Annotated in this window: 15 protein-coding genes, 5 tRNA genes and 1 pseudogene; 13 read left to right on the plus strand and 8 right to left on the minus strand. The window is 63.3% G+C overall.

What is annotated here, in order from left to right; genetic code table 11:
- The first annotated feature begins 37 nt into the window (after positions 1-37).
- Complete coding sequence (locus tag APH27_RS17365; RefSeq protein WP_305728787.1) at positions 38-1,246, plus strand: winged helix-turn-helix domain-containing protein; 1,209 nt, start codon at positions 38-40, stop codon at positions 1,244-1,246.
- Here the strand turns inward: APH27_RS17365 and APH27_RS17370 are convergent.
- Positions 1,227-2,573, minus strand: coding sequence for a class II 3-deoxy-7-phosphoheptulonate synthase (locus APH27_RS17370; protein WP_027919488.1), 1,347 nt, complete (start codon positions 2,571-2,573; stop codon positions 1,227-1,229). The two genes, APH27_RS17365 and APH27_RS17370, sit on opposite strands and share 20 nt — an antisense overlap.
- Before the next feature lie 117 nt (positions 2,574-2,690).
- Here APH27_RS17370 and APH27_RS17375 point away from each other — a divergent pair, with 117 nt between their 5' ends.
- Both APH27_RS17375 and APH27_RS17380 read left to right on the plus strand, forming a co-directional pair.
- Positions 2,691-3,446 (plus strand): spermidine synthase, encoded by a 756-nt coding sequence (locus APH27_RS17375; RefSeq protein ID WP_060485483.1) that lies wholly within the window; start codon positions 2,691-2,693, stop codon positions 3,444-3,446.
- Between the two features lie 333 nt (positions 3,447-3,779).
- A pseudogene (locus APH27_RS17380) lies at positions 3,780-5,493 on the plus strand (DEAD/DEAH box helicase).
- A 174-nt stretch (positions 5,494-5,667) separates the two neighbouring features.
- Here APH27_RS17380 and APH27_RS17385 read toward each other — a convergent pair.
- A complete protein-coding gene (locus APH27_RS17385) occupies positions 5,668-6,435 on the minus strand; it encodes a class III extradiol ring-cleavage dioxygenase (RefSeq protein ID WP_060485484.1) in 768 nt (255 codons plus the stop codon).
- Between the two features lie 101 nt (positions 6,436-6,536).
- On the opposite strand from APH27_RS17385, the gene APH27_RS17390 reads away from it, so the two are divergent.
- On the plus strand, positions 6,537-7,187 hold the full coding sequence (locus APH27_RS17390; protein WP_060485485.1) for a thiopurine S-methyltransferase: 651 nt from the start codon (positions 6,537-6,539) through the stop codon (positions 7,185-7,187).
- A 120-nt stretch (positions 7,188-7,307) separates the two neighbouring features.
- On the opposite strand, the gene htpX is transcribed toward APH27_RS17390, so the two are convergent.
- Together htpX and APH27_RS17400 are read right to left on the minus strand one after the other, a co-directional pair.
- The gene (gene htpX / locus APH27_RS17395; RefSeq protein WP_027919483.1) at positions 7,308-8,195 is read right to left on the minus strand and encodes a protease HtpX; all 888 of its coding nucleotides are present in this window, start codon (positions 8,193-8,195) and stop codon (positions 7,308-7,310) included.
- Between the two features lie 435 nt (positions 8,196-8,630).
- Positions 8,631-9,842, minus strand: coding sequence for a pyridoxal phosphate-dependent aminotransferase (locus APH27_RS17400; RefSeq protein WP_012313392.1), 1,212 nt, complete (start codon positions 9,840-9,842; stop codon positions 8,631-8,633).
- A gap of 169 nt (positions 9,843-10,011) precedes the next feature.
- Between APH27_RS17400 and msrB the strand changes: the two genes are divergently transcribed.
- On the plus strand, positions 10,012-10,413 hold the full coding sequence (gene msrB, locus APH27_RS17405; RefSeq protein WP_027919482.1) for a peptide-methionine (R)-S-oxide reductase MsrB: 402 nt from the start codon (positions 10,012-10,014) through the stop codon (positions 10,411-10,413).
- A gap of 2 nt (positions 10,414-10,415) precedes the next feature.
- On the plus strand, positions 10,416-10,904 hold the full coding sequence (locus APH27_RS17410; RefSeq protein ID WP_027919481.1) for a glutathione peroxidase: 489 nt from the start codon (positions 10,416-10,418) through the stop codon (positions 10,902-10,904).
- On the opposite strand, the gene APH27_RS17415 is transcribed toward APH27_RS17410, so the two are convergent.
- A complete protein-coding gene (locus APH27_RS17415) occupies positions 10,894-13,248 on the minus strand; it encodes a response regulator (RefSeq protein ID WP_060485486.1) in 2,355 nt (784 codons plus the stop codon). The genes APH27_RS17410 and APH27_RS17415 overlap by 11 nt on opposite strands.
- Before the next feature lie 199 nt (positions 13,249-13,447).
- Here APH27_RS17415 and APH27_RS17420 point away from each other — a divergent pair, with 199 nt between their 5' ends.
- Both APH27_RS17420 and APH27_RS17425 read left to right on the plus strand, forming a co-directional pair.
- A complete protein-coding gene (locus tag APH27_RS17420; RefSeq protein ID WP_027919479.1) occupies positions 13,448-14,335 on the plus strand; it encodes an ATP-binding protein in 888 nt (295 codons plus the stop codon).
- Positions 14,336-14,337: 2 nt separating this feature from the next.
- Complete coding sequence (locus tag APH27_RS17425) at positions 14,338-14,820, plus strand: GAF domain-containing protein (protein WP_027919478.1); 483 nt, start codon at positions 14,338-14,340, stop codon at positions 14,818-14,820.
- 102 nt (positions 14,821-14,922) lie between these two features.
- On the opposite strand, the gene APH27_RS17430 is transcribed toward APH27_RS17425, so the two are convergent.
- Positions 14,923-15,690 (minus strand): hypothetical protein, encoded by a 768-nt coding sequence (locus tag APH27_RS17430; protein ID WP_027919477.1) that lies wholly within the window; start codon positions 15,688-15,690, stop codon positions 14,923-14,925.
- A 337-nt stretch (positions 15,691-16,027) separates the two neighbouring features.
- On the opposite strand from APH27_RS17430, the gene APH27_RS17435 reads away from it, so the two are divergent.
- From APH27_RS17435 to APH27_RS17455, 5 genes are all read left to right on the plus strand, one after another.
- Positions 16,028-16,103 (plus strand) — tRNA-Glu (locus tag APH27_RS17435).
- A 4-nt stretch (positions 16,104-16,107) separates the two neighbouring features.
- Positions 16,108-16,183 (plus strand) — tRNA-Gly (locus tag APH27_RS17440).
- Between the two features lie 92 nt (positions 16,184-16,275).
- A tRNA-Glu gene (locus APH27_RS17445) sits at positions 16,276-16,351 on the plus strand.
- Between the two features lie 3 nt (positions 16,352-16,354).
- Positions 16,355-16,430: transfer RNA gene (locus APH27_RS17450), tRNA-Gly, on the plus strand.
- 86 nt (positions 16,431-16,516) lie between these two features.
- Positions 16,517-16,592 (plus strand) — tRNA-Gly (locus tag APH27_RS17455).
- A 98-nt stretch (positions 16,593-16,690) separates the two neighbouring features.
- Here the strand turns inward: APH27_RS17455 and APH27_RS17460 are convergent.
- Together APH27_RS17460 and APH27_RS17465 are read right to left on the minus strand one after the other, a co-directional pair.
- The gene (locus tag APH27_RS17460; protein ID WP_082435174.1) at positions 16,691-17,779 is read right to left on the minus strand and encodes a fimbrial protein; all 1,089 of its coding nucleotides are present in this window, start codon (positions 17,777-17,779) and stop codon (positions 16,691-16,693) included.
- A 4-nt stretch (positions 17,780-17,783) separates the two neighbouring features.
- On the minus strand, positions 17,784-20,309 hold the full coding sequence (locus tag APH27_RS17465; protein ID WP_060485488.1) for a fimbria/pilus outer membrane usher protein: 2,526 nt from the start codon (positions 20,307-20,309) through the stop codon (positions 17,784-17,786).
- Positions 20,310-20,318: the final 9 nt, after the last annotated feature.

Consider the following 20,318-nt stretch of genomic DNA (forward strand, 5'->3'; position numbering starts at 1 on the left):
TAGACCCACCACAGGGAGCCCAGGCTTGGCGCTCAAGATGTCCATCAACCAGGCCCGCCGTCTGGCCTTGTCAGCTCAGGGCTTTGGCAAGCCACCCGAAGCTACTCCAGCGCTGCCCGCACTCAAGCGCATGCTGCAGCGCCTGGGCGTCGTGCAGATCGACTCGGTCAACGCCGTGGTGCGCTCCCATTACCTGCCGCTGTTCTCCCGCCTGGGCGACTACCCGCCGGCCATGCTCGACCAACTCGCCTGGGGCCGTGGCCGCCAGCGCCAACTGTTCGAATACTGGGGTCACGAAGCCTCGCTGTTACCTCTCAGCCTCCACCCGATGCTGCGCTGGCGCATGGCCCATGCCGCCGAGGGCCGCGGCATCTACCGCCAGCTTGCGCAATTCGGCCGCGAACGCCAGGAGGTGATCGCTCGCGTGCTGGCCGCCGTGCGCGAACAGGGCGCGCTGGGCGCGGGCAGCCTGTCCACCCGCCAGGAACGGGCCGGCCCCTGGTGGGACTGGAGCGAAGAAAAACATGCGCTGGAATGGCTATTCGCCGCCGGTGAAGTAACGGTGGCGGGGCGCCGCGGCTTCGAACGGCTTTACGACCTACCGGAAAGAGTACTGCCCAAAGCGATCCTCGATCAGGCGCTGCCGTGCGAAGCCGAAGCCCATCAAGGCCTGATGTTGCACGCGGCCACGGCCCTGGGCGTGGCAACCGAACGCGACCTGCGCGACTACTTCCGCCTTGAGGCCGCTCAGGGCAGGGCGGCACTGGACGAACTGGTTGCCGATGGCCGTTTGCAGCCGGTCGAGGTGCAGGGCTGGAAGCAGTTGGCCTACTGCGCCGGCTCACCACGCATCCCCCGGCGCATCGAAGCCAGCGCATTGCTGTCGCCATTCGATTCTCTGGTCTGGGAACGCAGCCGCACCGAGCGGCTGTTCGATTTCCACTACCGCCTGGAGATCTACACCCCGGCCCACAAACGGGTATATGGCTACTACGTGCTGCCATTCCTCTACCGCGAACGCATTGCCGCGCGCCTGGACCTGCGCGCCGAGCGCGCCCTGGGGCAACTGGCGGTACACGCCGTGCATACAGAGTCGATAGCGCTGGACGATGAGGGGTATCAAGCCCTGGCGGGTCATCTGTTGCGCATGGCCCGGTGGCTGGGCCTGGAGCGGGTGCAACTGAACTGCCCTCGGGCAGAGGGCAGCCGGTTGCGTCAGGCTTTGCTCAGCGCCGTACCTGCTTGAGGGTTTCGGCGATCAGGAAGGCCAGTTCCAGCGACTGATCGGCGTTCATCCGCGGGTCGCAATGGGTGTGATAGCGGTCGGACAGGGCATCCTCGGTGATCGGCCGGGCGCCACCGATGCATTCGGTGACGTTCTGCCCGGTCATCTCGATATGGATGCCGCCGGCATGGCTGCCCTCGGCCTGGTGCACCTGGAAGAACTGCTTCACCTCGTCGAGGATCTGCGCGAAGTCGCGGGTCTTGTAGCCGCTGCTGGCCTTGATGGTGTTGCCGTGCATCGGGTCGGAGCTCCACAGCACCTTGCGCCCCTCGCGCTCGACGGTACGGATCAGCCCAGGCAAGTGTGCGCCGACCTTGCCGGCGCCCATGCGCACGATCAGGTTGAGGCGGCCGGGGTCGTTGGCCGGGTTCAGCGTGTCGATCAGGCGGATCAGCGCTTCGGGGTTCATGCTCGGGCCGACCTTGACCCCGATCGGGTTGTGCACGCCGCGCAGGAACTCGACATGGGCGCCGTCGAGCTGGCGGGTGCGGTCGCCGATCCACAGCATGTGCGCGGAGCAGTCGTAGTAGTCGCCAGTCAGGCTGTCCTGACGCACGAAGGCTTCTTCATAGTTGAGCAGCAGCGCTTCGTGGGCAGTGAAGAAGCTGGTCTCGCGCAGTTGTGGCGCGCTGTCCAGGCCGCAGGCGCGCATGAAGGCCAACGTTTCGTCGATACGGTTGGCCAGTTGGTGGTACTTGTCGGCCAGCGCCGAGTTGGCGATGAAGTCGAGGTTCCATTTGTGCACCTGATGCAGGTCGGCGAAACCGCCCTGGGCGAAGGCGCGCAGCAGGTTGAGGCTGGCGGTGGCCTGGTGGTAAGCCTGCAGCAGGCGCTCCGGGTCGGGTACGCGGCTCTTTTCGTCGAAGCCGATACCGTTGACGATGTCGCCGCGGTACGCCGGCAGGGTGACATTGCCGATGGTTTCGTCACCCGAGGAGCGCGGCTTGGCGAACTGCCCGGCCATGCGCCCGACCTTCACCACCGGGCAGCCGGCGGCGAACGTCATGACGATGGCCATCTGCAGCAGCACCTTGAAGGTGTCGCGGATCTTCGCCGCCGAGAACTCGGCGAAGCTCTCGGCGCAGTCGCCGCCTTGCAACAGGAAGGCGCGGCCCTCGGTGACCTCGGCGAACTGCCGGCGCAGCTCACGCGCCTCGCCGGCAAACACCAGCGGCGGGTAGCTGGCCAGGGTCTGCTCGACCTTGAGCAGGTGTGCGGCGTCGGGATAGGTCGGTTGCTGCTGGATCGGCAGGGCACGCCAGCTGTCAGGGCTCCACGGTCGGTTCATCACAGGCTCGGTATTGTCTGTTTGGGCTGCCTGCCATGGTAACAGTTGGCGCCGCGCTTGTTGCATCCGGGGCGTTGGCGGACAATGCGCGTTTTTGCGCGGGTGGGTGGCAGGTAGATGGCGACGGAGCGGGAAGAAAAGCTGTTGGCCCGGGTCGAGGATGCCTTTGGCGTGATCAGCGTGTACGAGGTGGAAGACTACCGCTTCCTCGAGTTCGGTGATGCCATCGAGCAGAGCTGCGTGTTCACCGCCGACCCGAGTTGGCTGGAATATGACTACACCCGCGCCATGCTGGTTGGCGCGCTGTGCCATGAGCAGCCGGAGAGCGCGCTGTTTCTAGGCCTTGGCGCCGGCACCCTGACCCAGGCGTGCATGAAGTTCCTGCCGCTGGAAGACATCGAGGCCATCGAGCTGCGCGCGGACGTACCTCGCCTGGCCATGGAACACCTGGGGCTGGACGATGACCCGCGCCTGTACGTGCGCATAGGCGACGCCCTTGAGTTGCTGCCCACGGCCGAGCAGACCGACCTTTTGTTCGTCGACCTTTACACCGACCACGGGCCCGGTGTCGGGCACCTGGCGTGGAATTTCCTCGAGAACTGCCAGAAGAAGCTGAACCCGGGTGGTTGGCTGGTGATCAACCAGTGGGCCAACGATGATGGCAAGCCGCTGGGCGCGGCGCTGCTGCGCGGGTTGTACCACCGGCATTACTGGGAGTTGCCGGTGAAGGAGGGCAATGTGATCTTGCTGGTGCCGGCGGATCTGGAGCAGGAACTGGACCTCGACGGCCTGCGGGCGCGGGCCGAGGCCTTGGCGCCGCGGTTGGGCTATAGCCTGGAAGGCTTGATTCGCGAGATTCGGCCAGCTACCTGAGATCGAGTCGCCCTTTTCGCGGGCTTGCCCGCGAAAAGGGCGACTCGGATTACAGGTGGGAATCGATTCAGCAGGTCAGGGTTGATGGCCCGGTACTGGCCGTAGGGCCAGAAAAATTTACTCACCCCCTGGCATTAATTCGGGTATAGTACGCGCCGGTCTTTTAGCGGACCTCAAAATCAGGTGGTGCAAATCCTCCGAGTCCAGCTTCGGCTGCACGTCCGCTAGGCGGACCTTCCCAAGTTTTTCTTTTTCAATCGTTTTCGCAAATCCCCGCCGACAAAGCTGCCTGGGTGACCGTCCGGTCTTTCAAGGCATGTGCAGCTTTGCAGCATGGGTCTTTGCGGATGCACTTAGAGGCAGACCCATGACCCAGGAAACCGGCGGCTTCGCCGCTCTCGATCTTAATCCGAACATTGTTGCTGCCGTTCTGGCGACCGGCTATGAAGAGCCGTCCGCCATTCAGCAACAATCGATCCCGATCATCCTCGCCGGTCACGACATGATCGGCCAGGCGCAGACTGGCACCGGCAAGACCGCTGCCTTCGCCCTGCCGATCCTCAACAAGATCGATGTGAGCAAGCGCGAACCGCAAGCCCTGATCCTGGCGCCAACCCGTGAGTTGGCGCTGCAAGTAGCCACCGCTTTCGAAACCTACGCCAAGCAGATGCCTGGCGTTAACGTGGTGGCCGTATACGGTGGTGCTCCGATGGGCCCGCAGCTGCGTGCCATTCGCAACGGCGCGCAAATCGTCGTTGCCACCCCGGGCCGTCTGTGCGACCACCTGCGTCGTGACGAGAAAGTCCTGTCGACCGTGCAGTACCTGGTACTGGACGAAGCCGACGAAATGTTGAAGCTGGGCTTCATGGACGACCTCGAAGTGATCTTCGATGCCATCCCGGCCAGCCGTCAGACCGTACTGTTCTCCGCAACCCTGCCGTCGTCGATCCGCTCGATTGCCGAACGCCACCTGCGCGAGCCCAAGCACGTCAAGATCCAGAGCAAGACCCAGACCGTCACCGCGATCGACCAGGCTCACCTGATGGTCCATGCCGACCAGAAGATCCCGGCTGTTCTGCGTCTGCTGGAAGTCGAAGAGTTCGACGCGCTGATCGCCTTCGTGCGTACCAAGCAAGCCACCCTGGACCTGGCCGCCGCGCTGGAAGCCAAGGGCTACAAGGCTGCTGCGCTGAACGGCGACATCGCCCAGAACCAGCGTGAGCGCGTGATCGACTCGCTGAAGGATGGCCGCCTGGACATCGTCGTCGCCACCGACGTCGCTGCCCGTGGTCTGGACGTACCGCGCATCACTCACGTGTTCAACGTCGACATGCCGTACGACCCGGAATCCTACGTGCACCGTATCGGCCGTACCGGCCGTGCCGGTCGCGATGGCCGTGCACTGCTGCTGGTCACCCCGCGTGAGCGCCGCATGCTGCAGGTGATCGAGCGCGTGACCGGGCAGAAGGTTGCCGAAGCCCGTCTGCCGAACGCCCAGGCTGTACTGGACGCCCGCATCAAGAAGCTGACCTCGAGCCTGGCGCCGCTGGTTGCCGAAGCAGAAGCCACCCATGGCGAACTGTTCGACCGCCTGACCGCCGACCTCGGTTGCAGTGCACGTGCCCTGGCTTCGGCCCTGCTGCGCAAGGCCACCAATGGCCAGGCGCTGGACTTGGCCGCGGTAGAGCGCGAGCAGCCGCTGGTGCCGAGCTTCGCCCCGCGTGGCGAGCGTGCCGAGCGTGGTGAGCGCACGGAGCGCAGCGATCGTGGTGACCGCGAGCGTCGTGCGCCAATGCCGCTGGCCGAAGGCCGTGTGCGTTGCCGTACCGCCCTGGGTGCCCGTGACGGTATCGCCGCCAAGAACCTGCTGGGCGCGATTCTCAACGAAGGTGGCCTGGCCCGTGACGCCATCGGCCGCATCCAGGTACGCGACAGCTTCAGCCTGATCGAGCTGCCGGAAGATGGCCTCGAGAAGCTGCTGACCAAGCTGAAGGACACTCGTGTAGCCGGTAAGCAACTGAAGCTGCGCCGCTACCGCGAAGATTGATCCTGAAGCAATGAAAAATCCCCGGCCTAGGTCGGGGATTTTTTTTGCCAGTACTATTTTGGGGCTGCTGCGCAGCCCTTTCGCGACACAAGGCCGCTCCTACAGGGATCGCGTATCGCTTGTAGGAGCGGCCTTGTGTCGCGAAAGGGGCGCAAAGCGCCCCCTCGGTAATCTTCAGTCGAACCGGTAGATGTCCATTCCCAAGGCGCCCAGGGTGAAGCCCTGGTGCACAATCCCGAACCTGTCCCCAGCCCCAAGGGCAAAGAACAACGGCAGCAAATGCTCATCACTGGGATGGTTGCGCGCCGCAAATGGCGCCTGTTTCCGGTAGTCCAGCAGCGCAGCCTGGTCATCCGCCTTCAACCGCTCCACCACCCAATCCCTGAATGCCAGTGCCCACGGCTCGATCACATCCGGCCCGGCGTGCCAGTCCAGTTCGCCCAGGTTATGGGTGATGCTGCCGGAGCCGATCAGCAGGATACCTTCGCGCCGCAGCCCAGCCAGCGCCTGGCCGACCTTGATCTGCAGTGCAGGCCCCATCTGGCTTGGCAGGGAAACCTGAATCACCGGCAGGCCGGCATCCGGATACATCAGCGACAAGGGCACCCAGGCGCCATGGTCGAATGGCCGCTGTGCATCCAGGCGCGCCGGCAGGCCCGCAGCGTTCAACAACTCACTGACTTGGCTGGCCAGGGCAGGTTCGCCCGGCGCCGGGTACTGCACCGCGTACAGTGCCGGCGGAAAACCGTAGAAGTCGTGCCAGGTTTCTGGCTGTGCGCCACCGGTCACCAATAGCTCGCGGCTTTCCCAGTGCGCCGACACCACCACGATCGCTTTCGGCCGTGGCAGGGCATTGGCCAGCCCGGCCAACGCCGGCCCGCTGGCGCCGGGCTGCAGGGCAAGCATGGGGGAACCGTGGGAGATGAACAGGCTGGGCAGCATGACGGGGTCCTGAGGGTTAAGATGCAATCATCTTCGATCAAGTACAGATCGAAATCCAAACCAAGTTTTACCCGCAATCCATCTAAAAATCGGGAGTGATCATGGAACCTGCGTTTTGGCAGAAGCGATGGGACGATAACCAGATCGGTTTTCACCGCACGGACGTCAACCCCTTCCTCCAGTCGCATTGGCTCAAGCTGGCACTGCCCGTGGGCAGTCGCGTACTGGTGCCGTTGTGTGGCAAGAGCCTGGACATGGCCTGGCTGAAGGAGCAGGGGCACCGGGTGCTGGGCGTGGAGCTGTCCCGGCGGGCGGTGGAGGACTTTTTCCGCGAGCAGGCGTTGCCGGTGCAGGTGTCGGAGCAGGGGGCATTCGAGGTCTGGCGCAGTGGCGACATAGAGGTCTGGTGTGGCGATTTCTTTGCGTTGCAGGCGCAAGACGTTGCCGATTGCATGGGGCTCTACGACCGCGCCGCGGTTATCGCCCTGCCGCCCGAGATGCGGGCGCGCTACATGGCACATCTGGCGAAGGTGCTGCCGACAGGGTGCAAAGGGCTGCTGCTGACCATGGATTACGATCAGCAACTGCTGGCTGGCCCGCCTTTTTCGGTGCCGGATGATGAAGTGCGCCGAGGGTATGCGCGTGGCAAAGTGCAGGTGCTGGACGAACGGGAGGTCATTGAAGAAAGCCCGAAATTCCTCCAGGCCGGTGTCGAGAGCGTGGTGGAGCGGGTGTATCAAGTACAGTTCTGAATAACGTGTTTGCTGTGCCGGCCTCCTCGCGGGTAAACCCGCTCCCACAGGGGCGCGAAGAGGACGGCACAGGCAAAAGAAAAGGGCGACCGAAGTCGCCCTTTTCTTTTGCCAGGTGGATCAACCGCGGCGGCGCAGGGCCTCGATGCGGTCTTCCAGTGGCGGGTGGGTCATCAGCAGGCCGGCCAGGCCGTGCTTGAGGCCGCCGTTGATGCCGAAGGCCTTCATGGTATCGGGCATGTGCACTGGCAGGCCTTGCTCCACGCGCAGGCGTTGCAGGGCGCCGATCATTGCAGCGGTGCCGGCCAGTTGCGCACCGGCTTCGTCGGCGCGGTACTCGCGGCGGCGCGAGAACCACATGACGATCATGCTGGCGAGGATGCCCAGGATCAGCTCGGCGACGATGGTCGCCACATAGTAGGCGATACCCTGGCCTTCTTCGTTCTTGAAGATCACCTTGTCGACGAAGTTGCCGATGATGCGGGCAAAGAACATCACGAAAGTGTTCACCACGCCCTGCACCAGTGCCAGGGTGACCATGTCACCGTTGGCCACGTGGCCGATCTCGTGGGCCAGCACGGCACGCACTTCATCGGGCGAGAAGCGCTCCAGCAGGCCCTGGGAGACAGCGACCAGGGCATCGTTGCGGTTCCAGCCGGTGGCAAAGGCATTTGCCTCGTAGGCCGGGAAGATACCGACTTCGGGCATCTTGATGCCGGCTTCGCGGGACAGCTCCTCGACCGTCTGCAGCAGCCACTGCTCGTGGCGAGTGCGCGGCTGGCTGATGATCTGGGTGCCCGTGGTCATCTTCGCCATCCACTTCGAGATGAACAGCGAGACCAGGGAGCCGGCAAAGCCGAACACGGCGCAGAACACCAGCAGGCTGCTGAGGTTGAGGTCAACCCCGTTGGCGGCCATGAACCCGTTGAAGCCGAACAGGCTCAGGGTAATGCTTGCAACCAGCACCACCGCGAGGTTGGTGGCTACAAACAACAGAATGCGCATCATGGTTGTTACGTTCTCCTGACGGATAAGTCGTTGCTTACTGCGGGGTATATAAGGTGCCGGCCGCGGCGATTCAATCGGGCGACTATTTCAAACTGTGTACGGCGCAGTATGGCAGAGGATGGCGTGGAGGCTGTGAGACAGAGCGTTGCAGGATGTAAGAAAGGTGCATGCCTTGAGATTTGCGGGGTCTTTGAGATCGAGCGCCGCCCGCGCGGTGCATCGCGGATAAATCCGCTCCTACATTTGTTGCAACGTACCGAACCTGTTTCACCATGGTTGCCCGCCCTGGCGCATGACTTGAGCCGTGCGAACCGGCTGACAACCATGGCGTGTCAGGCATGGCTACGTTGCAACAGATGTAGGAGCGGATTTATCCGCGATGCGCCGCGCGGGCGGCGCTCGATCCCACAGGCATCACCAATGTTCCGTCAAACCTTACTGCGAATAAGTCCGCAGGAAATTGCCAATCCGCCCAATCGCCGCTTCCAGGTCATCCACCCGCGGCAAGGTCACCACACGGAAGTGGTCCGGCCATGGCCAGTTGAACGCTGTACCCTGAACGATCAGCAGCTTTTCCGACAGCAGCAGGTCGAGGGCGAACTTCTCGTCGTTGAGGATCGGGCAGACCTTAGGGTCGATCCGCGGGAAGGCATAAAGCGCGCCCATCGGTTTGACGCAGCTGACGCCCGGGATGTCATTGAGCAGCTCGTAGGTGCGGTTGCGCTGCTCCAGCAGGCGGCCCGGTGGCAGCACCAGGTCGTTGATGCTCTGGTAGCCGCCCAACGCGGTCTGGATGGCGTGCTGGGCCGGCACGTTGGCGCACAGGCGCATGTTGGCCAGCATGTCGATGCCTTCGATGTAGCTCTGGGCGTGGTGCTTGGGCCCGGAAATGATCAGCCAGCCGGAGCGGAAACCGGCTACCCGGTACGACTTGGACAGGCCGTTGAAGGTCAGGCACAGCAGGTCCGGGGCCAGCGAGGCGGTGCTGATGTGCACGGCTTCGTCGTAGAGGATCTTGTCGTAGATCTCGTCGGAGAACACCACCAGGTTATGCTGGCGCGCCAGCTCCAGCATGCCCAGCAGCAGCTCTTTCGAGTACACCGCGCCCGTCGGGTTGTTCGGGTTGATGATCACCAGGGCCTTGGTGTTCGGGGTGATCTTGGCCTTGATGTCTTCCAGGTCCGGGAACCAGTCAGCCTGCTCGTCGCACAGGTAGTGCACCGGCTTGCCGCCGGCCAGGCTCACGGCCGCGGTCCACAGCGGGTAGTCAGGCGCCGGAATCAGCACTTCGTCGCCGTTGTTGAGCAGTGCCTGCATCGACATCACGATCAGCTCGGACACACCGTTGCCCAGGTAGATGTCCTCGATGGTGACGCCTTCGATTTCTTTCTGCTGGCAGTACTGCATCACCGCCTTGCGCGCGCTGAAAAGGCCCTTGGAGTCGCTGTAGCCTTGAGCGGTAGGCAGGTTGCGAATCACATCCTGGAGGATTTCGTCTGGCGCCTCGAAGCCAAACGGCGCCGGGTTGCCGATGTTCAGCTTGAGGATGCGGTGGCCTTCCTCTTCCAGGCGTTTGGCGTGCTTGAGCACTGGGCCGCGAATGTCGTAACAGACATTGGCGAGCTTGTTCGATTTGCTGAACTGCATGATGTGATCCCGATTGAGAATACGCGGTGCGCCGCCGTCGAAAGGTTTGAAAGGGCGGGGCGCGGGTGCCAGACTTGGAGCCCGTGCACACGAAGCCACCTAATATACGTGCCACCCGCGCTACGGAAAAGACGGCGCGAGGTGAAATTCAGCCTGCCGAGGTCCCCACATGCAAAAGATCGACAAAACCCTTGAAGAATGGCGTGCGATGCTCGACCCGGAGCAATACCAGGTGTGCCGCCTCAAGGGCACCGAGCGGCCGTTCAGCGGCAAGTACAACAGCGAACGCCGCGCTGGCATCTACCATTGCATCTGCTGTGACCTGCCGCTGTTCGATTCGCAGACCAAGTTCGACTCCGGCTGCGGCTGGCCGAGCTTCTACGCGCCGATCGAAGAAAGCGCGATGATCGAGATCCGCGATACTTCCCACGGCATGATCCGCACCGAAGTCACCTGCGCCCAGTGCGACGCTCACCTGGGCCACGTATTCCCCGACGGGCCGCCGCCAACTGGCTTGCGCTACTGCATCAATTCGGTATGCCTGGACTTCAAACCCCACGACGGAGCCTGAAAATGGCCGGATCGATGCTGGACATCCCCTGCGTGACCCTGGGCGGCGAGCAGAAAAAGCTCGGCGACTTTGCTGGCAAGGCGCTGCTGGTTGTCAACACCGCCAGCCAGTGTGGCTTCACCCCGCAATACAAGGGCCTGGAGCAGCTGTGGCGGGACTACCGCGAGCGTGGCCTGGTGGTGCTGGGCTTCCCTTGCAACCAGTTCGGCAAGCAGGAACCGGGCGATGCACGGGAAATTGCGTTGTTCTGCGAAGCCAATTTCGGCGTGAGTTTCCCGCTGTTCCGCAAGGTCGAGGTCAATGGCCCCGGTACTCACCCGCTGTTCGTCGAACTGAAACAGCGCGCACCGGGCTTGCTGGGCTCGCAGAAGATCAAGTGGAACTTCACCAAGTTCCTGGTCGACCCGGCCAGCGGCAAGGTTGTGCGCTATGCGCCAACCACCAAGCCCCAGGCCCTGGAAGCCGACATCGAGCGCCTGCTCAGCCGCTGAGCGGCACCCAGTGGTCGATCAGTGCCAGTAGCTCCTCGCGGCGGAACGGCTTGGCCAGGTAGTCGTTCATGCCTGCCGCGCGGCAGCGCTCACGCTCCTCGGGCATGGCGTTGGCGGTCAGGGCGACGATCGGCAGCTCTGGCCAACGCCCGCTCTGGCGAATGCGCCGGCTGGCCTCATAGCCATCCATCACCGGCATGTTGCAGTCCATCAGCACCATGTCGAAGTCTTCCCGCTCCAGCCATTCCAGGGCCTCGGCGCCCTGGGTGGCGAGTTGTACCTGGCAGCCGAGCTTGGCCAGCATACCTTTGGCGACCAACTGGTTCACCGGGTTGTCCTCCACCAGCAAGATACGCGCGCGGCCTTCGTTGGCCGTGAGCGGTGGGGTGGCCAGTGGGTGCTCCGGGGCATGCCCCTGCAAGGTGCGGCGCAAGGTCTGGTACAGCGCGTTGCGCGACAGTGGCCGGGCCAGCTGATGCAGGGGTGCCAGTTGCGCCGATTGTTCGCTGGACAGGAAGTTGCCGTAAGCAGTTACCAGCAGGATCGGTGCCTTGAGTGCCGGGCGCAGCTGAAACAGGTGTTCCAGGTCGTCAGTGATCAGCAGGTCGATGCTGTTGTCGATGGCTGCGCCACTGTCGTGCCGTTGATAGTCGAGGCCCCAGCCAGGCAGCAGAGCCTGTAGCAGTTCGCTGAGGCCACTGCCGGCGTCGCTGAGGGCGACGACTTTGCCCTGCAGGGCTGCCGGTGCAATAGCCTCGGTATGCGTAGTCAGCGGCAGCTCGGCGCTGAAGCGGCTGCCAAAGCCCGGTTCGGATTGAATGCGCAGGTGGCCCTGCATGGCCTTGCACAGGTTGCGGGTCAGGGCCAGGCCCAGCCCTGTGCCACCGTACTGGCGGGTGATGCCGACGCCAGCCTGGGTGAATGGCTGGAATATCCGCGCCTGGGCATCTTCGGGGATGCCGATGCCGGTGTCACGCACTTCAAGGCGCACACCGCCGACGATGCGTACCAGGCGCACATCGACGCGGCCGAAGCGGGTGAACTTGAGGGCGTTGGAGAGCAGGTTGCTGACCACCTGGCGCACCCGCGTGGGGTCGCCGAGCACCGAGCTTGGGAAGTCGCCGGCGATCAGGCAGGTCAGCTCGACGCTTTGTGCGGCATTCTGCGACAGCAGGTTGGCGGTGTCTTCGACCATGGCGCCCATGTCGAAGGGAATGCGCTCCAGCTCCAGCTGCCCGGCGTCGAACTTGGACAGGTCGAGAATATCGTTGAGCAACTCCACCAGCACCTTGCCCGAGTCGTGGGCGATCGACAGCTGCTGGCGTTGTTCGCCGGCCAGGGGGCTGTCCAGGGCCAGGGCGATCATGCCGAGCATGCCGTTGAGCGGGGTGCGGATCTCGTGGCTCATGTTGGCCAGGAAGGCGGCGCGTGCCTGAGCCATGTCGAGGGCGCGCTGGCGGGCCTCTTCCAGCTCCTGGTTGGACTGGCTGAGGCGGCTGTTGCTGGCCTTGAGTGCTTCGGTGCGGGCCGAGACGATGTCTTCCAGCTCGTTCAGGTATTGCGTCAAGCGGTTTTCCGCGGTGCGCCGCTGCTGAATTTCGGTGGCCATGCTGACGAACTGCTGGTTGGCGACCTTGACCAGCACGCCGATCTCATCGAGTTCGTGGCCAGGCGGGCAATCCACCCGGGTCAGCCCGGGCTGGCGAGGGTTGCGGCCAGTGAGGGCGCCGATCACCGTCACCAGCGGCTTGGTCAGCATCATGTAGAACAGCGCCAGGAGGATGCCGGTGAGCACCAGGCTACGGGCGAAGCCGTTGAGCAAGGTGACCCCGGCGCGGTCGAGGAAGCGGCTGCCGAAGGCGTAGGTGTCGACGTCCAGGTACAAGGTGCCGAGGTACTCCTCGGGCATGTGGGTCAGGAACAGGCGGTCCTTGAGCTGGCGCTTCTCGCCGAACAGAAAGTCGCTCAATGGCCGGTAGCGGTCTTGCAGGCGCGGGCGCTCGACATCGGCCAGCACCGTTTCGTTGTTGTCGATCAGCCGCGCACGGATGACCGCCGGTGACTGCAACAGGCCGCGGGTCAGCTCCAGCGCCAGCTCCGAATCGATGTTGTAGGCGATGCGCGAAGCCGGATCGTGGCTGATTTGCAGCAAAGCCTGCACTTCACGGTTGATGGATGCGTCTTCGCTGGCATAATCGATGCCGATCTGGATGAGACTGAGCAATGTTCCCAGGATGAAGCCGACCAGGACTGTCAACCGGGCTTGCTTGTATGACAGGCGATTGGTGAACTTGATATCCATGAGTCCCGAGCCGGTTTCACGTCCCTTGCGCTGCGCAAGCATAGCCGATCAACCTTGGCTACTGGCGGGTCTGTCGCACATTCAGCCTTGATTGCTCAATTGCCAGTGCCGGTCTCTTCGCGGCTAAAGCCGCTCCCACAGATCAACGCATGCCTCAAAGGCAGTGATATCCCTGTAGGAGCGGCTTCAGCCGCGAAGAGGCCGGTACAGCAGCCGTGAATCTGAATTTGTAGGAGTCGTCATGGACGCTCGCTTGAATAGTTTCCTGGAACGCGCCGAATCCGTGCTGGCGCGTCTCGAACCCTTGCTGCCGGCGCCGCGCCCGCACATCGACTGGGGCACCACCCTGGCCGCGCGCTGGCAGCGCGATGGCCGCAGTGGCTACCTGCTGCCGCTGGAAGTCAGCCTGGACATCCGCCTGACCGACCTGATCGGCGTAGACAAGCAACGTGAGCAGCTGGGGCGCAACACCCACCAGTTCATCAATGGCATGCCGGCCAACCACGCCCTGCTGTGGGGCTCGCGTGGCACTGGCAAGTCGTCGCTGGTGCGCGCCTTGCTGGCCGAGCATGCTGGCGCGGGGCTGCGCCTGATCGAGATCGAGCGCGACCACCTGGCCGACCTGCCACGCGTCGTCGAGCAACTGCAAAAGCTGCCGCAACGCTTCATCCTGTTCTGCGATGACCTGTCGTTCGAGGCCGGGGAGGGGGACTACCGGGTGCTCAAGAGCGTGCTCGACGGCTCGCTGGAACAGGCGCCGGACAACGTCCTGCTGTACGCCACGTCCAACCGCCGCCACCTGGTACCGGAAAAACAGAGCGACAACGAAAACTGGAAGATGGTCGATGGCGAGTTGCACCCCAACGAAGCGGTGGAAGACAAGATCGCCCTGTCTGACCGTTTCGGCCTGTGGTTGTCGTTCTATCCCTTCAGCCAGGAACACTTCCTCGACGTGGTCGAGCACTGGATCGGCCAGCTGGCCCGCCCTGCAGGCCTGGCCTGGCAGCGTGACGAAGCCCTGGAAATTCTCGCCGTGCGCTGGGCGACCGGGCGCGGCAACCGTAATGGCCGTTGTGCCTATCAGTTCGCCCGCTACTGGGTCGGGCTGCAATTGCTGGAGCAAAAGTAAACATGATCGATCTCAATGCCAGTGGCACCGGCCTCGATGGCTACAACCTGCTGGCAGCGCAAGTGCAGGCGCTGTTTGCCGACGAGCGCGACTTTATCGCCAATGCGGCGCAGTTCTCGGCGTTTCTCTATAACCAGGTGGACGACCTGAACTGGGCGGGGTTCTACCTCAACCGCAACGAAGAGCTGGTGCTCGGCCCGTTCCAGGGGCAGGTCGCCTGTGTGCGCATCCCCTTCAGCAAGGGCGTGTGCGGGGCGGCGGCGGCAACGCGGCAGACCCAGCGGGTGGAGGACGTGCATGCGTTCCCCGGGCACATTGCTTGTGACAGCGCATCCAACAGCGAGCTGGTGATTCCGCTGGTCAAGGAAGGGCGGTTGATTGGCGTGCTGGACCTGGACAGCCCGAAACTGGCGCGTTTCAGTGAGGCGGATCAGGTGGGGTTGGAAAGGTTGGCAGCGATCTTCCTGGAGCTGACCGATTGCTGATGTTGTGTTGACTGTACCGGCCTCTTCGCGGCTAAAGCCGCTCCTACAAAGATCCCTGTGGGAGCGGCTTTAGCCGCGAAGAGGCCGGTACAGGTTTCAAGTTCAGTCGTAGATCACCCGCTTTTTCCAGGTCTCGTCTTCATCGGTCTTGAGCCCTTCGGTCAGTTCGTTCTGCTCATTCTCCGCCGGCTCCATCTTGTCCATCACCTGGGCATTGGCCCGCGCCAGTAGTTTTTCCAGATACGTCAACTGCTCTTCATATACCTTCGGCTCCGGCTGCTTGCGCAGGTACTGCACGCCGCGTTCGAAGGCCAGCCGCGCCTGGCCTGGCTGTTCCTGCTGCAGCGCCTGCTGGCCGAGGTTGTTGAAGAACTCGATATGCAGCAGCACCAGGATGTGGCGGATCTCCTTGACCCATTGCTTGCCCTCGTTGGTTGGCAGCACGTTCTCCTGGGTGGCCTTGACGATCTGGGTGTGTAGCGCCTCAAGCAGGAAGCGCACATCCTTGGCTTTGACTTCGGTCTGGATCGGGCAGGGCGGGTTGTTCACCGGGATCCTCTCGCCCTGGCCGATCAGCCCTTCGAGCTCGGCGATGCGCGCCTTGAAGTCGGCGTTGTGCTTGTCCAGCGCCAGTTGCCGCTGGTTGAGGTTCAACTCCAGGCGAGCCAGCAGCAGCTTCAGTGCCGGGGTCATGAACTGGCCGGGGAAGGTCTCGGTGATTTCGCCACAGCGGCGGACCCGGTCGGCGAGGTCGATCTTCAGTCGCGCACGTTCGAGCTTGCTGTTTTCGACCACGTTGTTGAGGTAGCCGATCACGATCAGCAACGCGATACCCGCTACGATGAGCAGAGTGATCAGAAGTGGTGTCACCGTTAACGCCTCATCCAGAAGTTTTGCTTAATAGAGTGTAGTTGTAGCCGTCGCTGCCGCGAAGGGACCGGCGTGGCCTCCTCGATGCACTTTGTCGGCTGACTGCCAGATTCCTCAAGTGATGGCACTTTGCGACGGCCGTGTCAGAAAATCAACGCCAATCCTTAGGCGTGCCCTCGCGACGCCTTCTATACGGACCGAAGTCATTGATTTAAATAAATTTCTACAAAAGGGTTGACGGGTGTTCGAAGCATCCATAGAATGCGCGCCACTTGCAGCGTAAAGCACACAGCGAAACGCGGCAGGGAGTGAAAGCAGGCAGTAATGCCAGCAGCGTGTCCCCTTCGTCTAGTGGCCTAGGACACCGCCCTTTCACGGCGGTAACAGGGGTTCGAGTCCCCTAGGGGACGCCACATTGCGGGAATAGCTCAGTTGGTAGAGCACGACCTTGCCAAGGTCGGGGTCGCGAGTTCGAGTCTCGTTTCCCGCTCCAGTTTCTCCGGCACTGCTTGACGGCGGGGCAGGAAAAGAAAGTCCAGGCTGAATCGTGAGGTTCAATACTTGGCGCACTGAAAAGTGTAGTGTGTCCCCTTCGTCTAGTGGCCTAGGACACCGCCCTTTCACGGCGGTAACAGGGGTTCGAGTCCCCTAGGGGACGCCATTTGCGGGAATAGCTCAGTTGGTAGAGCACGACCTTGCCAAGGTCGGGGTCGCGAGTTCGAGTCTCGTTTCCCGCTCCAGTTTAAATACTGTGGCGTTCGCACGGTGCAGTGGTGGTGAAGGTCCTCGTGGCGCTTCACGCCGATTAGCGGTAAAGCTTCAAATTGCGGGAATAGCTCAGTTGGTAGAGCACGACCTTGCCAAGGTCGGGGTCGCGAGTTCGAGTCTCGTTTCCCGCTCCAAATATGTAACGCAAAAGGGGACCTTAGGGTCCCTTTTTGCGTTTTCGCCTTTCTGAAAACCGCAAGCCTGGCAAGCACGTTGCCAGGCTGGGCGCGTCTCAGCGATAAGTGATGGTGAAATTGAGCGCCCCATTGGCTTCGCCAGGGGTGACAGTGGCTGCGGTCTGGTAATAGCGGGCCTGGAAATTCAGGGCGATGTCGCCTGGGCTCAGCGGTGTTACAGCAATGTCTTCTTCGAGTCGGAAGGGGGTGATGCCGTCTGCTTGCAGCACCTGGATGCCGATGCCGGTAGCCCCCGAACCACTGGACAGGCTGAACACGCCTTTGTCTACGTCGATCGGAGTCGACCCGTTGGCCCCGTCGAGCCGAACATAGGCCTGAGTGCCGCCAGACGCATCACTTTCACAGTCATTGAGCCTGATCTGGAAGGGGACTGCTTTGGTGGCGTCACCAGGGTTGCCGAAGTCCTTCACCTCGTGGGCGCCCAAGTCGACCGGTGACGGGCTGACCGCATCGGCCTTCAGCGTACATTGCGCGGCGGTCACCGTGCCATGCAGGTGATACCGCATCACGGTGCCGACATGGCTGTAGGTGCCACTGAACAGTTGCACACCGTTGAACGACTGGGGGCCGGGCGCGATCGGGCCGGTCTTGATCAGCGTGATGAACGCACGCAGGTTGGTCATTTCGATGCCTAGCGGGCCGGGGTCATGGTCGGCATAGCCTTGCCAGGGCACTGATGTCCATTTGATGAAGGTCCAGGCATTGTCGGGCGTGCCGCCTGCGCCGTGATAGGGGTTGTCCAGGCGCACATGAATGCCGATACCGTCCACGCCCGTCTGGATCACGCGACCGGTGAGGTCTTCGCCGTTGACCGGCGGCAGTGACCCGGTGAACAGTGGCTGGGTATTGTTCACGCTGGCCGTGAGGCGCGGCCCCTGGGCCAGGAAGTTGGTGCAAACCAGCCGTAGGCCCGCCTCGTTAGGCAGGTTGTAGCGCACGTCTGCCTGGCCGATTACCGAGCCGATTGGCGCATCCCGGGCTACCCATTGCGGGCTGAGAGTGAGGTTGTGCACCAGTTCGCCGCTATTGCCGGCCCATTCGCACAACGATGCTGCAAATGCCTCTCCGCTGGCCATCAGTGCCAGGCACAGGGAGGTCAACGAGACGCGAGGGGATAATTTCATGGGTTCAGGTCCGGGTGCTGGCTGTGGTGGGGTTCGGGCATTGCAGGGTTTCCAGGCGGTAACCTTGTTCTTGGCGCATGCTGCGAGGGGCGATTGCCAACTGGCAGGTCTGCGTGCCCCACTGCACGCGCAATCGCTGTGGTTTGTCGTCGGTGGCCACCAGCGCTTGGCCAGCCTGACCGACTACCGCAAGTACCTCGTCCTGCTCATTACTGACCTGGGCGCCAAAGGGTAGCGGCTTGCCGTTGGCCTGTAGCAAGGTCAGGACCAGGCGGCTGACATTGCGGGCGGCAAAGGTTGCTTTGACGATTGCGCCGCGACGGGGCACAACCTGGGTGCTGCCGTTGTCGATCTGTATCTGCGGGGCCAGGTTGGCGGTTTCCAGATGCAGCGGGTTGCTGCGGTACGGGCGCAGGTGTGGTGCGATCAGGAAGCCTGCGCTGTCGGTGCTGCCGCCAGGGGTGTTTTGCACCCCGAGGCCAGGCGTACCGGGGACCTCGATCAAGGCATTGGTTTCGCCCAGCTGGCTGGCCAGGGTCAGGCCACCCGCGTGCAGTAGCATGGCGCCACTGGCGTTGGCCGAAAAAGATTGATAATCGCTGCCTTGGGTGTAGCCAGCACCGACGTTGGCCTTGGCGCCCTGGTAACCGACCGAGAATGCGCCGGAGGTCTGTTGCTGAACGTCGCGGGTGGTGGAGGCCGTATACCTGAAACGGTTGTCCAGCGCGCCACCACTGAGGCTGGCGCGCTGGCTCTGGCGCCCATTACTGGCCTGGGTGGCGAACGTGGCACTGGCGCCGTTGAACCAGTCCAGGGGCAAGGTCATGCTCAGGCCGATCAGGCGGTCCTGGTGGCTGCCGCGGGTAAGCGATTGCGAGGCAAACAGGTTGAAGTTGATGTTGCGGTACTGGGTGTTGTACTGCAGCTGGTACTGCCTGCGCTGCAGGTTGCTGCGCCAATAGTCGTCCTGGGACAGGGTCAGGCTCAGCGAGCCGTGACTGCCCAGGCTCTGGTACACCGAGGCTTCGAGGCGGCTGCGGCGGTTGCCCAGGTAACCGCTGTAGGCATGGCGTTCGCGTACGGCCTCGTCAAAGTCGCGGTAGCCTTCGCTGGAGTAGCGGTAGCCGGCGAACCGCAGGTTGGTGCCGGTAGTGAACGCCTTGCCGTAGCGGGCGGAATAGCTCTGGCCTTGCACTTGGCCGAAGCGCTCGCCGAGGTCGGCACTGGCCTGTGTGACATCCAGTGACACTGCGCCCAGGTTCCCCAGGTCGCGGGCCATGCCGAGCAGTGCAGCGCGGTAGTAATCCCCGCCCTGTACACCGCCATACAACGTGCTCCAGCTGCCGCCGCGGGCCAGGGTCGCCTGCCACAGCAGTGGGTTGTCGAGGTGTTCGGCGCCATTGTAGCGGCCCAATGTGGCGCTGTAGCGCCACACGCCTGGGCGCAGCAGGTTGGCCAGGCTGGAATACGGCTGAATGAAGCGCCGTACCTGGCCGTCGGCCTCGGTCAGGACCACTTCCAGTTCACCGCTGCCGCCACCTATGCCAAGGTCATCGATCTCATAGGGCCCAGGGGCGACGAAGGTGGTGTAGATCGGGTAGCCGTTGAGCAGCACCTCCAGTTTCGCCCGGGTTTGTGCGACGCCGCGGATGACCGGGGCGTAGCTTTGCATCACATCAGGCAGCATGCCCATGTCGGAGGCTACCTGCATGCCCTTGAATGGCAGGCTGCGGAAGACTTCGCCGTGGCTGAAGGTTTCGCCGAGGGTGAAGTTGCCGCGGTTGTCGGGCAGGTCGCGTTGCACGTAGGTGTTGGTGCGGGTCCAGCGGCGTTCGCCTTGGCCATCGTCGCGCAGCGCCTGGCTGCTGCGCAGGCGCCAGGCGCCGAGGTTGACGCCGCTGTTGAACAGCAAGTCATGGCTGGCCTGGCTGCCATCGCGGCGGTTGAGGGCCTGGGTGGCGACCTGGTAGTTGAGGAAAGCGGCGTTGATGCCGGCGTCCCAGCGCTCGGCCGGTACCGCGCCGGCAATGTCGCGGCGCAGGGCGAACTGCGGGATCGACACGGCCAGTTGCAGCTTGCCAGGGTCCAGTTCGGCACGGGCGTCGGGCAGCAGGTGGGCCAGGTCCTGGCAGGGCATGCTGTCATCCAGCGGCTGCTCCAGGGCCTCCTCGCGCAGGCCGAATTCGCGCAGTAGGTCGGCCGACAGGCACACTTGCAGGCCTTGCTGGTCGAGGCTGGGCAAGAAGTCCAGTTCGCGCTCGCCAATGTGGGCCAGGTTCAGCGTGATGCCGACGCGGTAACGGCCGGGTGTCAGGGAGTCACTGGCGGCGAGTGACTGCAGCGCCAGCTGTGCAGCGTCGGCCGACTCGCCAGGGGCCTGGCGCATGAAACTGGCGTTGAACGCCGGTGCAGGCGGGCTGGCCAGCGCTGGCCGGTAGGCACACAGCAGCAGGCTGGTGCCACCCAGCGCCAGCAACGGCGCAAGGCGCAGGCGGGATGGCGTGCGTGAGCGTTGGGGGAGGGGGGGCATGGACGGTAC

Origin of the sequence: Pseudomonas sp. NBRC 111123 (genome assembly GCF_001320205.1) — a bacterium.
GTDB classification, from domain to species: Bacteria; Pseudomonadota; Gammaproteobacteria; order Pseudomonadales; family Pseudomonadaceae; genus Aquipseudomonas; species Aquipseudomonas putida_J.